Below are 14,227 nucleotides of genomic sequence, written 5' to 3'. Positions count from 1 at the left end.
TTCTTACATTTGAGTTTATCGCACTACGCTTTCGCGAAAGCGTTATAAAACCCATCTCAAGTGACTAATACTGCCGAAAATACTCAGAAACGACTTTTTTTACTAGATGCATACGCATTGATTTTTAGAGGATATTATGCTCTTATTAAAAACCCGCGTATCACAAGTTCTGGTATGGATGTAAGTGCTATAATGGGGTTTACAAATAGCCTTTTTGATGTTATAAAACGAGAGCGACCAGACCACCTAGCTGTTGCTTTTGACAAGGGCGGAAGCTCTGCTCGTGTTGAAGCTTATGCAGATTATAAAGCAAATCGTGACGAAACTCCAGAAGCGATACGCATAGCGGTACCTCATATACAAGAAATACTTAAGGCTATGCACATTCCCATTATTGAACGTGAAGGTGTAGAGGCAGATGATCTTATAGGTACCCTTGCAAAACAAGCCGAAAAGGAAGACTTTAAAGTCTTTATGGTTACACCAGATAAGGATTATGCACAACTAGTCTCAGAAAACATATTTATGTATAAGCCTGCTCGTATGGGTAATGGTATAGAGATATGGGGAATCCCAGAAGTGCAAAAGCGTTTTGAAGTAGAGCGTCCAGAGCAAGTTATAGATTATCTAGGGATGATGGGTGATGCGTCAGACAACATACCGGGACTTCCAGGTGTAGGTGATAAAACGGCAAAGAAATTTATCGCAGCATACGGCTCTATGGAAGGGCTTCTTGAAAATACAGATAAGCTCAAGGGCAAGATGAAAGAAAAGGTTATTGCAAATGCAGAGCTGGGGCTTCTTTCTAAACAACTCGCAACTATAATGCTAGATTGTGACGTGCAGTTTGACGCAAAAGATTATGAACTCTCAGAACCAAATGCAGAGGCGGTTACAAAGAAGTTTGACGAGCTGGAGTTTAGACGTATGAAAGACCAGTTTGTAAAAATCTTTTCTGGTGAGGCAGAGCAAGGCACGCAGGTATCTTCTACCCCATCTGCAAAGAAGCAAGCAGCTACTGCAGCAGGTGCTGGACAGTTTTCACTTTTTGGTGGAGATGGTGGCGCTACTGCAGCAACCGTAGCAGATGCCTCTACACGTAAAACTATAAAAGATACACAGCACTTTTACCAGACAATAGATAGCCCGCTTGCGCGAAAACTATTTATACAAAATCTACTCAAACAAACTTCTGTATGCTTTGACACAGAAACTACAGGGCTCGACCCGCTTGTGGCAGAGCTTGTAGGAGTCGCTTTTTCTTGGGAAGCTGGTAAGGGATATTACATACCGTTTCCAGAAAGTAAAGATGAAGCACAAGCACTTATAGAAGAATTAAGGCCATTTTTTGAGCATACTGGGATTGAAAAAATAGGTCAAAACCTCAAATACGACATTAAGGTCCTTGCAAAGTATGATGTAAAAGTTAAGGGTAAACTTTTTGACACAATGCTTGCACACTATCTCATTAACCCAGATATGCGTCATAATATGGACGTACTGGCAGAGACCTACCTTAACTACACGCCTGTATCTATAACAGAGCTGATAGGTAAAAAAGGGAAAAACCAAAAGTCAATGCGCGACGTGCCACTAGACCAGCAAACAGAGTATGCCGTAGAAGATGCAGATATTACCCTCCAACTCAAACAGCACTTTGAGAAGGAGCTTGATGAAGCGGGCACGCGTAAATTATTCAATGACATTGAGATTCCACTACTTAGAGTGCTTGCAGCAATGGAAGTAGAAGGAATCAACCTAGACGTAAACTTCTTAGAAAGCTTATCTGGTGATCTTAATGCAGATATAGAACGTCTTACTTCTGAGATTTATGAAGAAGCTGGAGAAGAGTTTAAAATATCTTCACCTAAGCAACTAGGCGAAATTCTTTTTGACAAAATGAAGCTTGTAGACAAGCCTAAAAAGACAAAAACAGGACAATACTCAACTGCAGAAGATGTACTATCATACCTTGCAAAAGATCACGATATCATCCAGAAAGTACTAGACTACCGCGGGCTATCTAAGTTAAAGTCTACATATGTAGATGCATTGCCAGAGCAAGTTGCTCAAGATGGTCGTGTACATACAGACTATATGCAAACCGTAGCAGCGACGGGAAGGTTAAGTTCTAACAATCCTAACCTACAAAACATCCCTATACGTACAGAGCGCGGCCGCCAGGTGCGTAAAGCATTTGTCCCTAGAGATGAAAACCACACACTGCTCGCAGCAGATTATTCTCAAATTGAGCTACGTATTATAGCAGCTCTAAGCGAGGAAGAAAATATGATACAAGCCTTTACAAATGGTGAAGACATTCACGCTAGTACAGCGGCAAAAGTTTTTAATGTACCACTGGAAGAGGTAACAAGAGAGCAACGTAGTAATGCAAAGACAGTAAACTTTGGTATTATATACGGTGTCTCTGCCTTTGGACTTTCTAACCAGACAGACCTATCCCGAGGAGAAGCAAAAGAACTTATAGACAACTATTATAAATCATACCCTAAGCTACGCAACTATATGAGTGAGCTTGTAGATTTTGCTAGAGAAAATGGGTATGTAAAAACAGTTCTAGATAGGCGTCGCTACCTTAATGGTATTAACTCAAGCAACGGTGTTGTGCGTGGTGCTGCAGAGCGTAATGCTGTAAACGCACCTATACAAGGAAGCGCAGCAGATATTATTAAGATTGCAATGATTAATATTTTTGAAAAGCTAGAAAATAGTGATTACAAAACAAAGATGCTTCTTCAGGTACACGATGAACTTGTTTTTGATGTGCCAAACACTGAGCTTGATGATATTAAAAAACTTATCAAAACCGAAATGGAAAGTGCTTTTAAAATGGCAGTACCTCTAGATGTAGAAGTAGGCTTAGGTCAAAACTGGCTAGAAGCACACTAAAAAAACACAATCATCTCATTACAATAAAAGCCAAATAAGAATAACTTCTCATTTGGCTTTTATAGTTTTATTTATATAATCCCTACACTACTCTCTCACATATGTTGAGACTGCTGCAAGATTATTAAAATCTCCGTGAGGATAATTATTGAGATGATCTCTATTAAGAAACTCTTGAAACCTTAAGGTGTCAAGATCTTGTGACAATTCTCCTATTAGACCCGTTTCTATAACAACCGTATTACCATTAATTGTGTAACTGGGTGCTTGTATATAATTTTCAACCACTATGCATACAAATTCCATAAGGTGATCACCGTTCTCGGTCACGCAAGTTGTAATTGCATAAGGCGGTATGACAGTGTTTTTTGCTGTAAAGGTTATTTCTTGAGGATTGAGTACCTGCTCATTTTCTTCAAGTAAATCTGTAGAGGCAACGCCATCATTGTTTAAGTCTATAGCCGTCTCTACTGTGTAAGAAATTTGTCTATAAGTCGCCTCTGCAATAGGAGACTTTTCTTTAGACTCATCTGTACCACAACTTATAAAAGCAAGTAGTAATAGTGAGAGATATAGACTTTGTTTCATTTATTTTTTTTAACTCGACAAAGATATAACGTATTAATCGTAGTTAAGGATATACCGTTAAAAATTATTTTTCTCGCACATCACTTAATGTAAATATGAGATGTTACGCTTTCGCGAAAGCGTAAAAAACCCCAAAACCTACATACAAGTTTTGGGGTGCATTTGGGGCATAATTTTTATTACAATACAAATCTATACGTCCATTTTACTAAAAATGTATTCCTGATTTGCTGTCCAAGTATCTGACTATCTGCCGCGTCAAAGAGGCTATCTTCTGTAGAGGCTCCACCTTCGATACCTTGCGACCAGACTAAAAACAACTCAGAGCCAGGCTTATATTCCCATCTCGCTACGAGGTTTGATCTAAATTGAACAAAGTTAAAATCTGGATCTCCAAAGGCATAATCTACACTTCCATCCTCATCTTCATCTACAGTATAACCACCATCTACAGTACTTATTTGGTTTTGATTAAATAAGGTTACTCGCTTGTTAAGATCTTCGTTTTCACTATCTGCTACATAGTTAAATTTAGTATAGGTTCCTTTTGCTATAAACGGCTGCGCATAATACTGTATGGTAAAATTAGGGTTGATATTATAATTAACACGTAGTGTTGCGCTCAACGTTTCTTGATTAATCGCTCCTGTTATATACCTCGTATTATATTGGGCAGGCTCATAAGCTTGTTGAGATACATACTGCGTTCTGTTTGGGTTTTTCTCATAGACTGTAGAGAGTGATAAACTTAATGCATCTAGCGGCTGGTAGTTAAGTCTAAGCTCGTACTGATTAAATGAGAAGTTATTTTGCTTTGCTTGCGAGTTTACATAAATCGCAACTGCACTCAACTTTTTACGCTGGTCTGTACCTGCGGCTACAAAGTAAAAGTTTTCTTCATTAAACCTCCAGCGTGGTCCTCCTCTCAAAAATGAGTTTATAAATATGCGAGGTTTGTGCGCTCCACCTACTTCTGTAAACCAGTTGTTTTTCCAGTTTATCTCTGCCCTACCTTCATACTGAATGCGATTAAAGTTACCTTGAAAATCATACTGTGTAGTTTGCTCTACACCTACATTTGCTTGTCTATACCAAGAGGTAGAATTGTTCCAGAAGCGTCTTACACTTGCAAATTGTACAATACGGTCTGCACGACGCAAGAAGCCTATATCGTTGAGCTCTAGACCTGGAGACCTCCAGTTACCCCCTAGCTCATAGCGCCATTTACCACTACCTCTACCTATGGCAAGATTTCCTCCTGTACCAGAGAGGCTTGTAGCATTAGGGTCTACCGCTACGTGGTCTGCATCTACACGTTGATATAAATGTGTAAGTGAGGTTTGTGTATTGAGTATAGCCTGAGGATCTCCGTTAACACGACTTATAATCCCTCTACCAGTTATGTAATACTTACGATCTTTCCAGTTATGGTTAAAATCTATACCGCCAGAGTAGGCTTGTGTATGCAAGAAGTCTAAGCTACGCTCCATATTACGTGTTGTGTTTGTAAATATGGCCCCTATAAAAGAGTTACGATCATTAAAATCTTTTTGAACTCTACCCACAAAGTAGTTAGTAAGAGGCTCTACCAGTTCTTCTCTTTTTGTACCTAGCTCATCGCTAAGCTCCAGTTGTGTTGTGATTTCTTCTCTATCATCTAGCTCTATCTCTGCAAACTCTTTTGCCGTGACACTTTCAAGTACACCTATAGTCCAACCGTTTTTAGTTTTTCCGCTAAATTTTGCAGCACCTAGTATGGTTGTATTAATAGGGAAGTCTTCATACTCTCCCTTACTTGGGTCTGAGGTAGTAAATCCTTGTGGAGTCCTCCCTATACGTCTCGGGAAAAACACATTATCTGCACCACCACCTACTCTAAAATCAAAGACACTTTTATTTTCGACAAAGAAAGGTCGACGCTCTTGAAAGAAAATCTCAAATCCATCTAGCGCTATAGCTCCAGGGTCTGCATCTACTTGTCCAAAATCTGGGTTTACCGTAAGATCGAGTGTAAGGTCATTTGTGATACCAATTTTTGCATCAAGACCTACGTTGCCACTAAAATCATCTCCATCTCTAAAGGGATTACCCGCCTCTTCTTCAAAAGTATCGTACTGCCCCAGCACAAAGGGTTGTATTTCTAATTGCTTTTGAGGTTTTATTCCTTTTATACCACGCAGCTCTCCAAACTCACTTACCCAGCCAGGAGGATTTGCCGGCAGAGGTTGCCAGGTAGAACGCTCTTCATTTGCAAAGTAGCGTCTTGTAGACTGTATACCCCACACCTGCTCATCATCTGCACTAAAACGCAACTGACTTAACGGGATACGCATCTCTGCCGTCCACCCTTCTTCATCTTCTGAGGTGGCGAGATACCAGATAGGATTCCAGCTGCTATCAAAGTTTCCGTTATTTGATATAAACTCATCACCTTTTACTCCAGAGGCAGAGGCTGTAAATGAGAAACCTGTACGATCGTCATTATAACTATCTATATTAATCTCTACCCAATCACCCGGAAAGTCATCACGGCGGCCTAATCTTTTTTCTAGTTTTGACTTATCACTCTCTAAACAGTGAAAGGCCACATACAGATTTTTTGCATCATAGGTGATTTTCATCTTAGTTTGCTGTGTAGGCGGTGTGCCTACATCTGGCTCAAATTGTAAATAATCTGCAGACCACGGCACGCTAGCCCAGGCACCATCAGATAGGTTTCCATCTATTTTAGGCGCGTCACCGGTAAAGGTATTTGTGGTATAGACTTTTCTTGCAATGGCTATTTTGGTAGAGTCTACTTGAGCAAATAGAGACAGGGAACTTAGAAAGAAAAGAATGATTACTGCTCGTAGGCGATTGACTGTAAGATACATTAGGTTGTTTTTGGTTGATGATATTAGAGAGACTTATAAAAACAAGCGTTGTGACAACCTAAACAGTTTTTTAAGATTTTATTAACTTTTGTGGGGTAAAATATCGCTTTCGCGAAAGCGTAAACAACACCTATTATATAGACCAAAAAAGTACTGTAAATGATAGAATATATTATTGAAAAAAAATGCTTACAAAATATAGTGATACAGAGGTTTGTGTGATAAATAATTTTATGTACTTTTGCAAACCCGTTTTTAGACGGGAAATGGAATGTTTAATTAAAATTAATTAGTGTGGACGCATTAAGTTACAAAACAGTATCTGCAAACAAAGCTACCGTAAACAAGGAGTGGGTTTTGATAGATGCAGAAGGACAGACGCTAGGACGTATGTCTTCTATCGTAGCTAAGTTTTTACGCGGTAAGTACAAGCCTAGTTTTACACCTCACGTAGATTGTGGAGATAACGTTGTTATCATAAACGCTGCAAAGGTGCAATTATCTGGAAACAAGTGGACGGAAAAATCATACATCCGTCACACTGGATACCCAGGAGGGCAACGTAGTCTTACAGCTAGAGAACTCTACGATAAAGATCCAACACGTGTAGTAGAAGCTGCCGTAAAAGGGATGTTACCTAAAAACAAATTGGGGAGTGCAATCTTCCGCAACCTTAAAGTGTATGCAGGAGCAGAGCACGATCAGGAAGCGCAGAAGCCTCGTGCCATTAACCTAAACGAAATCAAGTAAATGGAGACTTTACACAAAATCGGTCGTCGTAAGACCGCAGTAGCTCGTGTTTATCTTACTGAAGGAGAAGGTAAAATCACTGTAAACAAAAAAGAACTGAACAACTACTTCCCTACTGGAACATTACAGTACAAAGTAAACCAGCCACTTGTTTTAACAAACAACGAAGGTAACTTTGACATTAATGTAAACGTATATGGTGGTGGTATCACTGGTCAGGCAGAGGCTATCAGACTTGCTCTTTCTAGAGCGATGTGTGAACTAGACGAAGAAAATCGTCTTATCCTTAAGCCAGAAGGTCTTCTTACTCGTGACCCAAGAATGGTTGAGCGTAAGAAATTTGGTCAGAAGAAAGCACGTAAGAAGTTCCAATTCTCAAAGCGTTAATATATCGCTTCACTTGCAAGTGGCTCAGGCTATATGGCAAGCGAGATTTAGAATTACTTATTTTTAAAAATTTAAATTAATTGAAATGTTGTCGTTGCTTATTATGCTTTCGCGAAAGCGGAATCTTAATAAGGTTAGTTTAGCATCTAAACTTCGTAACACGGAGTTGCTAATTTTAATGTCCAACGGAACGTAAACTATTACAAAAATGGCAAACAACATCGAAATAAAAGAATTGCTTGATGCAGGTGTACACTTTGGACACCTCACAAGAAGATGGGATCCAAATATGGCACCGTATATCTATATGGAGCGTAACGGGATACACATCATCAATCTTTATAAAACTGCAGCAAAAATTGAAGAGACTTGCGAGGCTCTACAAAAGATTGCTGCTTCTGGTAGAAAAATACTCTTTGTAGCTACCAAAAAACAAGCTAAAGATATCGTAGCAGAAAAAGCTCGTAACGCAAATATGCCGTACATCACAGAAAGATGGCCTGGTGGAATGCTTACTAACTTTGTTACTATACGTAAAGCAGTTAAGAAAATGCAGACAATTGACCGTATGAAACAAGATGGTCGTTTTGATACACTTTCTAAGAAAGAAAAACTACAGATGAACCGTCTTCGTGAGAAGCTTGAGAAAAACCTTGGTTCTATATCAGATATGACACGTCTTCCTGGCGCTCTATTTGTTGTAGATATTAAGAGAGAGCACATCGCGATTAAAGAAGCTCAAAAATTAAACATTCCAATTTTTGCAATGGTAGATACTAACTCTGATCCAAGAGAGGTAGATTATCTTATCCCTGCAAATGACGATGCTTCTAAATCTATCGACAAGATAGTAGGTTTTGTTTCTGACGCTGTTAGCGCTGGTCTTGCAGACCGCAAAGCTGGAAAAGATGCTCAAAAAGAAGGTGCAGATGCTCCTAAAAAAGAAGCAAAAACTCCTAAAGCTAAGCCTGCAAAAGCTGCCGTAGCTGCAAGTGAAGAAGAAGAGTAAATAACATTAAGTTAATACTAAAAGGTCGTTTAATTCTTTTCTTTGCGGAAAACGATTAGACGACTTTTTTCAATTTTAAAACATATACAAATGGCAAACATAACAGCCGCAGACGTAAAAAAATTAAGAGAAGCTACTGGTGCTGGAATGATGGACTGTAAAAAGGCCCTCGTTGAAGCAGAAGGTGATTTTGACAACGCAGTAACTGTACTTCGTAAGAAAGGACAAAAAGTTGCAGAAAAGAGAGCAGACAGAGACTCTTCTGAAGGTGTTGTTGTTGCAAAGATTAACGACGCAAACACTCGCGGAGTTGTAGTATCACTTAACTGTGAGACTGACTTTGTTACTAAGAACGATACATTTGTTGAACTTGCTAACAAAATGGGAGATATCGCTCTTTCTGTAAATTCTAAAGATGAGATGCTTGCTGCAGACTTTGATGGGATGACAGTTGCAGAAAAGCTTATCGAGCAAACTGGTGTTATTGGTGAAAAAATTGAAATAGGTGGTTACGAGACATTAGAAGCTCCTTTTGTAGGTTCTTATGTACACGGTAACAAGATAGGTGCTCTAGTAGGACTTACTGCTGCTACAGATAATGCTGCAGAGGTTGCAAAGAGTGTTGCTATGCAAGTTGCATCTATGGGTGCTACTACACTTTCTTACAAAGATTTTGATCCAGCATATGTTGCATCAGAAACTGAAGCAAGAATTGCAGCTATCGAAAAAGATAACATCGAGCTTGGACGTCTTGGTAAGACTTTAAAGAATGTACCTCAGTATATCTCTATGTCGCAACTTACTCCTGAAGTACTTGCAAAGGCAGAAGCAGATATCAAAGAGCAGTTAAAAGCAGAAGGAAAGCCTGAGCAAATCTGGGACAAAATTGTTCCTGGTAAAGTTGAGCGTTTTGTAGCAGATAACACTACTCTAGATCACGAGCAGGCACTACTTGACCAACGTTTTATTATGGACGACAGCCAGAACGTAGCAGAATTTGTTGCTTCTAAAGGTGATGCATCTGTACAAGGATTTAAAAGAGTTTCTTTAACTTAATAGTTTAGAACTTATCCATAAAAAAAGCCTCCACAATGTGGGGGCTTTTTTAGTATATAGAATGTTTAAATTCTATTAGTTTCTCGTGATAGTGAGATTTCCTAAACTCTCTACAAAAGGACCATCACCAGCATATGGGGCATCTACACAAATTCCTATTGTGTTATTTTCTGAAACAGAAGATGACTCATAAGTTTCTCCAGCCTTAGTACCAGCATCAAGCAATACAAGACCTGTTTGAATCTCTTCCTTAAGAGTATTACCATCTACAATATCTAGTGATGCGGCTCCTACAAACCAATCTGGACTAGGGTTGAGCTTTGCTAGAAAAGTCACTCTTGTTCTAGTTGGTGTAAAAGTAATATCAAAAGACGATGTTCCTACAGCACTAGCATTACTAGCTGTTTGAATTAAAAACAAACCTTCACTTTGACCTTGCTGACTTTCTAAAGCAGTAGCTAGCGCATCTACATCACCAGACTCTGCATACGCAGCAAGTCCATCATTTGCGACACTTCCAGTTTGGAAAACATTTATATTAGGAGAATGTATGATTGCGACCACTGGACCAAAGCTAGGGTTACTTGGATATTCTTCGGGAAACATTTCTTCACTAAATGATGTTTCAAAGCTAAGTGTATACTCTGCTGTTGCATTTCCTTCAAAATCAGTCCCGCTATCTGGCTCTCCAGCAGGACTACCATCATCATCACCACAACTAAGTATTACCATACTAAGCACTATTACAAAAGCATATTTAAATTTAAATTTCATTTCCTTGTTTTGAGTTTGTTAATATTTATTTTCTGGCGTGAGGTCTAACTCACCCATAAGGAAACTAAAGATACTAAAGAATAGTAGATGCGGGGTAAGCTTTTATAAAATCTAACCCCTAATCATCGCTTCCCTATTTAAATAATGCTGGTTTCTTACATTATGTGATTTTAAAAAAAGGTTTAAACATTATATTTGCATAATCTTAGATATTATGAAATACAAAAGAATTTTACTTAAGCTTTCTGGTGAAGCATTAATGGGAGAACGTCAATATGGTATTGACCCAAAGCGTCTAGCAGAATATGCAGAAGATATCAAAGCAGTAACAGAAAAAGGTGTTGAAGTTGCTATTGTTATAGGTGGTGGTAACATCTTTAGAGGTGTAGCCGGAGCAAGCAAGGGTATGGATCGTGTACAAAGTGATCATATGGGAATGCTCGCCACGGTTATAAACGGCCTAGCATTACAAGATGCACTTGAAGCCGCAGATGTAAAAACAAGACTTCAGACTGCTATAAAAATAAATGAAGTTGCAGAACCTTTTATACGTCGCAAAGCTATGAGTCACCTTAGAAAAGGGCGTGTAGTAATCTTTGGCGGAGGAACTGGTAACCCTTACTTTACCACAGACTCTGCAGCTGTGCTTAGAGCAATAGAGGTTGAAGCAGATGTAATTTTAAAAGGAACTCGTGTAGATGGTATTTATACAGCAGATCCAGAAAAGAATACAGACGCTGTGAAGTATGATCATATATCATTTGATGATGTACTAAGCAAAGGGCTCAAGGTAATGGACACAACTGCATTTACCCTTAGTCAAGAAAATGAATTACCTATCATTGTTTTTGATATGAATACACGAGGCAACTTAATGAAGGTTGTTTCTGGAGATGATTCTATAGGTACTACTGTAAACTAAGAACGCAGAATATTGGCTCAATTTTTGTAAACTTGTTATCACAATTAATATTACGATGAACGAAGATTTAAAATTTATAATAGATAGTGCAAAAGAAGCGATGGATAATGCCATCGTGCACCTGGGGAAACGCTTACTCACCATTAGAGCTGGAAAAGCTAGCCCTGCAATGCTTCAAGGTTTAATGGTAGATTACTACGGGAGTCCAACGCCTCTTAGTCAGGTAGCAAATGTAGTTGCACCAGATGGTCGCACAATATCTATCCAACCTTGGGAGAAGTCTATTATTCAAGAAATAGAAAAAGCCATTATAAATGGTAATCTAGGGTTCAACCCTATGAATAACGGTGAGAGTGTTATTATAAACGTACCACCACTTACAGAGGAGCGTCGTAAAGAGCTTGTAAAGCAAGCGAAAGCTGAAGCAGAAGACGCAAAAGTAGGTGTACGTAATGATCGTAAAAACGCAAATAACGATATCAAAAAAGTAGACAGCGCCTCTGAAGATGAGAAAGCAAATGCCGAAGTAGATATTCAAAAACTTACTGATATTCATATCAAAAAGATAGAAGAAGTTCTGGCTAATAAAGAAACAGAGATAATGACTGTGTAATTACTTACAGTAGTTAAACAATTACAAAAAGCGACCTCTTGGGTCGCTTTTTTGATACATTTACGTTACAACAATTTATATGCGTATAATTTTCGTATTCCTTTCGTTTATCTGCAGTGCTACACTAAGCGCCCAAACCACACTTACAGCAGATGCTATAGTGCAAAAGGCAATTGATAACAAATCACAAAATGACCCTCGAGAAGCGCTAGAGTCATTCTCGCTACACGCATATGAGAAAACGATTATCACAGACAGCCTCAACGGGAGCTCACACAACTTCTTTTCTGAAAAGGCTAGTCTAGTACAATATGACCGTGAGAGCGACTTTACAGAAGAAATTATGGGCTACCAGCTGGCTGGTTTTAAAAACCCAAGGTATGAAGTCTTTGCAGTAAACATACAGTCTCGCTCGTTTTATGACAGTGATTTTGTCATATTTAATAATAGATATGCCGGCATCCTTTCTAAAAGAGGCGTACGTAATTACAACTATACACTTCAAGAAACCGCACCTGAAGAAGATTACATTATTTCATTTACCCCAAAAGCACCTAAGCGCATCCCGGGGCTAACAGGAACAATGGTACTCGACAGGGAAACCCTTGCTATAAAAGATGTCAAAGTACGTATAAACGATAAGCTCAATATCGTTCTAAACCAAGAATACACGTACCTAGAAGATAATGAGATTTACCTCCCAGTGCGTAGGGAGTTATTTTTAGACAAAGGAGAAGAAGATAGAAAACTTTCTTTCTTTAAAGGTCGTATCTCAATAGGCACCATTGAAAATGAGGTTGTAGAAAATATTGTGAGCCGTAAGTTTCTCGTATCGACTACCACAATGAGTGATTTTAAGATTAACGAGGGTATAGATAAAGAACTCTCAAAATATGCCATCACCTTTGACAAAGAGGCAAACAATAGACCAGAGGATTTCTGGAAAAAATATCGTTCAGAAAATCTCACTACCAAAGACAAGCGAAGCTTTTCTGAAATAGAAAAAATAGTAAATGCCGAAAATATTGAACGTAGACTTGGCACTACAAACAACTTTAGCATAGGCTATTTTAGCTTTAAAGCTTTTGATTTTGATCTTACCTACCCCGTAAAGTTTAATAACTATGAAGGATTACGACTAGGCATAGGCGGCGTTACAAATGAGTCTTTCTCAAAACGCTTTAGGCTAGAAGGCTACACAGCATACGGTTTTAAGGATAAAGATCTTAAATATGGAATAGGTGGAGGCTACTTACTTAATCCAGATAAAGGTGCCTGGATCTCTGCGACATATAACAGTGACCTTGAGGAAGTAGGTAACTATGCATATCTCACAGACCGCAGGGTGTACTCACTATTTGAGCCTCGCCTTGTAAATATTACACAGTTTTACAAACATCGCACCACGCGCATTAATCTAGAGTACAGACTTACCCCACAAATATTATCTGAATTTCAAATTGCTCATAGGCGCTTAGATCAGACCACACCCTACCGCTACAATAAAGATGGTGAGATTATACGTGATTATGACGTAACAGAGGCAACAGCATCTTTTAGATGGAGCCCGTCTAATAAATATTTAAAAACAGATAGCGATGTGCTTCCAGTTTATGAGGGTCACCCCATCATCTCTGGTCAAATCTCTCAAGCAGTAGATGGCCTAGGTGGCGATCTTGCATTTACAAAACTGGCTGCAAAAATGTTTTATCGTGTAGACAGACTCAATAAAACGGCAACCGAAGTTCTTCTTGAGGGTAATATTGCCTTTGGAGACTTACCCATTACTCACCTCTTTCACGCATTTCCAAATGCGCCCACTAAAGAAACCATATTACAGCGATTCTCTGTAGCAGGAGTTAATAGTTTTGAGACTATGTATTTTGGCGAGTTCTTTTCAGATAGATTATTTACTGCTCAAATCAAGCATAGACTCGCACCTTTTAATATCTCAAAGCGCTTCAAGCCAGAGATGGTCTTTATAAGTCGTTTTGCGCTAGGCGACATACGCAATCCAGAAGACCACCTTGATATAGACGCTTTTGGCTCATTAAGCAAGGGATATACTGAAACGGGTTTTGAACTCAATAAGCTTCTTTTCGGTTTTGGTACGAGTTTGACATATCGTTATGGTGCCTACCACTTACCTAACTGGGAAGACAACATTGCATTTAAGTTTACCTTCAACCTAAAACTTTAGTGAACAGACCTAGCTGTTTATGTTTTTATGAACCTAGGTTAATTTTTTTACGCTTTCGCGAAAGCGGTCTACACATTACCCACAAGCCGCTCGCATTTTCTCCAAGTATCTGCTCTCAAAAGAATATCTTTGCACGGCTTAAAAC

The 14,227-nt window shown here is 38.9% G+C and carries 11 protein-coding genes; 8 read left to right on the top strand and 3 right to left on the bottom strand.

The features are described from left to right. The first annotated feature begins 60 nt into the window (after positions 1-60). Positions 61-2,910 (top strand): DNA polymerase I, encoded by a 2,850-nt coding sequence (gene polA / locus ACFO5T_RS11755; RefSeq protein ID WP_380034593.1) that lies wholly within the window; start codon positions 61-63, stop codon positions 2,908-2,910. Between the two features lie 87 nt (positions 2,911-2,997). On the opposite strand, the gene ACFO5T_RS11750 is transcribed toward polA, so the two are convergent. Further along, on the bottom strand, positions 2,998-3,498 hold the full coding sequence (locus ACFO5T_RS11750) for a hypothetical protein (RefSeq protein WP_380034591.1): 501 nt from the start codon (positions 3,496-3,498) through the stop codon (positions 2,998-3,000). 179 nt (positions 3,499-3,677) lie between these two features. Beyond that, positions 3,678-6,371: a DUF5916 domain-containing protein gene (locus tag ACFO5T_RS11745; RefSeq protein WP_380034589.1), complete on the bottom strand. Its 2,694-nt coding sequence runs from the start codon at positions 6,369-6,371 to the stop codon at positions 3,678-3,680. 294 nt (positions 6,372-6,665) lie between these two features. Between ACFO5T_RS11745 and rplM the strand changes: the two genes are divergently transcribed. From rplM to tsf, 4 genes are all read left to right on the top strand, one after another. After that, positions 6,666-7,121, top strand: coding sequence for a 50S ribosomal protein L13 (gene rplM, locus ACFO5T_RS11740; RefSeq protein WP_021778118.1), 456 nt, complete (start codon positions 6,666-6,668; stop codon positions 7,119-7,121). Next, on the top strand, positions 7,122-7,508 hold the full coding sequence (rpsI, locus tag ACFO5T_RS11735) for a 30S ribosomal protein S9 (protein WP_021778117.1): 387 nt from the start codon (positions 7,122-7,124) through the stop codon (positions 7,506-7,508). Between the two features lie 208 nt (positions 7,509-7,716). Further along, positions 7,717-8,517, top strand: coding sequence for a 30S ribosomal protein S2 (gene rpsB / locus ACFO5T_RS11730; protein WP_380034586.1), 801 nt, complete (start codon positions 7,717-7,719; stop codon positions 8,515-8,517). A 90-nt stretch (positions 8,518-8,607) separates the two neighbouring features. Then, positions 8,608-9,573: a translation elongation factor Ts gene (gene tsf / locus ACFO5T_RS11725; RefSeq protein ID WP_021778115.1), complete on the top strand. Its 966-nt coding sequence runs from the start codon at positions 8,608-8,610 to the stop codon at positions 9,571-9,573. 75 nt (positions 9,574-9,648) lie between these two features. On the opposite strand, the gene ACFO5T_RS11720 is transcribed toward tsf, so the two are convergent. Beyond that, on the bottom strand, positions 9,649-10,347 hold the full coding sequence (locus ACFO5T_RS11720) for a spondin domain-containing protein (RefSeq protein WP_380034583.1): 699 nt from the start codon (positions 10,345-10,347) through the stop codon (positions 9,649-9,651). Between the two features lie 214 nt (positions 10,348-10,561). Between ACFO5T_RS11720 and pyrH the strand changes: the two genes are divergently transcribed. The 3 genes from pyrH (at position 10,562) to ACFO5T_RS11705 (ending at position 14,082) form a co-directional block, all read left to right on the top strand. Further along, positions 10,562-11,269 (top strand): UMP kinase, encoded by a 708-nt coding sequence (gene pyrH, locus ACFO5T_RS11715; RefSeq protein WP_021778113.1) that lies wholly within the window; start codon positions 10,562-10,564, stop codon positions 11,267-11,269. Positions 11,270-11,324: 55 nt separating this feature from the next. Continuing rightward, entirely contained in the window at positions 11,325-11,882 is a 558-nt protein-coding gene (gene frr / locus ACFO5T_RS11710) for a ribosome recycling factor (RefSeq protein ID WP_380034581.1), read from the top strand. Positions 11,883-11,961: 79 nt separating this feature from the next. Next, positions 11,962-14,082: a DUF5686 family protein gene (locus ACFO5T_RS11705; RefSeq protein ID WP_380034579.1), complete on the top strand. Its 2,121-nt coding sequence runs from the start codon at positions 11,962-11,964 to the stop codon at positions 14,080-14,082. Positions 14,083-14,227 lie beyond the last annotated feature (145 nt).

This window comes from Dokdonia genika (assembly GCF_042652845.1).
GTDB lineage: Bacteria > Bacteroidota > Bacteroidia > Flavobacteriales > Flavobacteriaceae > Dokdonia > Dokdonia donghaensis.
Note: the sequence above shows the minus strand (reverse complement) of the source record. Positions and strands in the feature narration are given on the sequence as shown.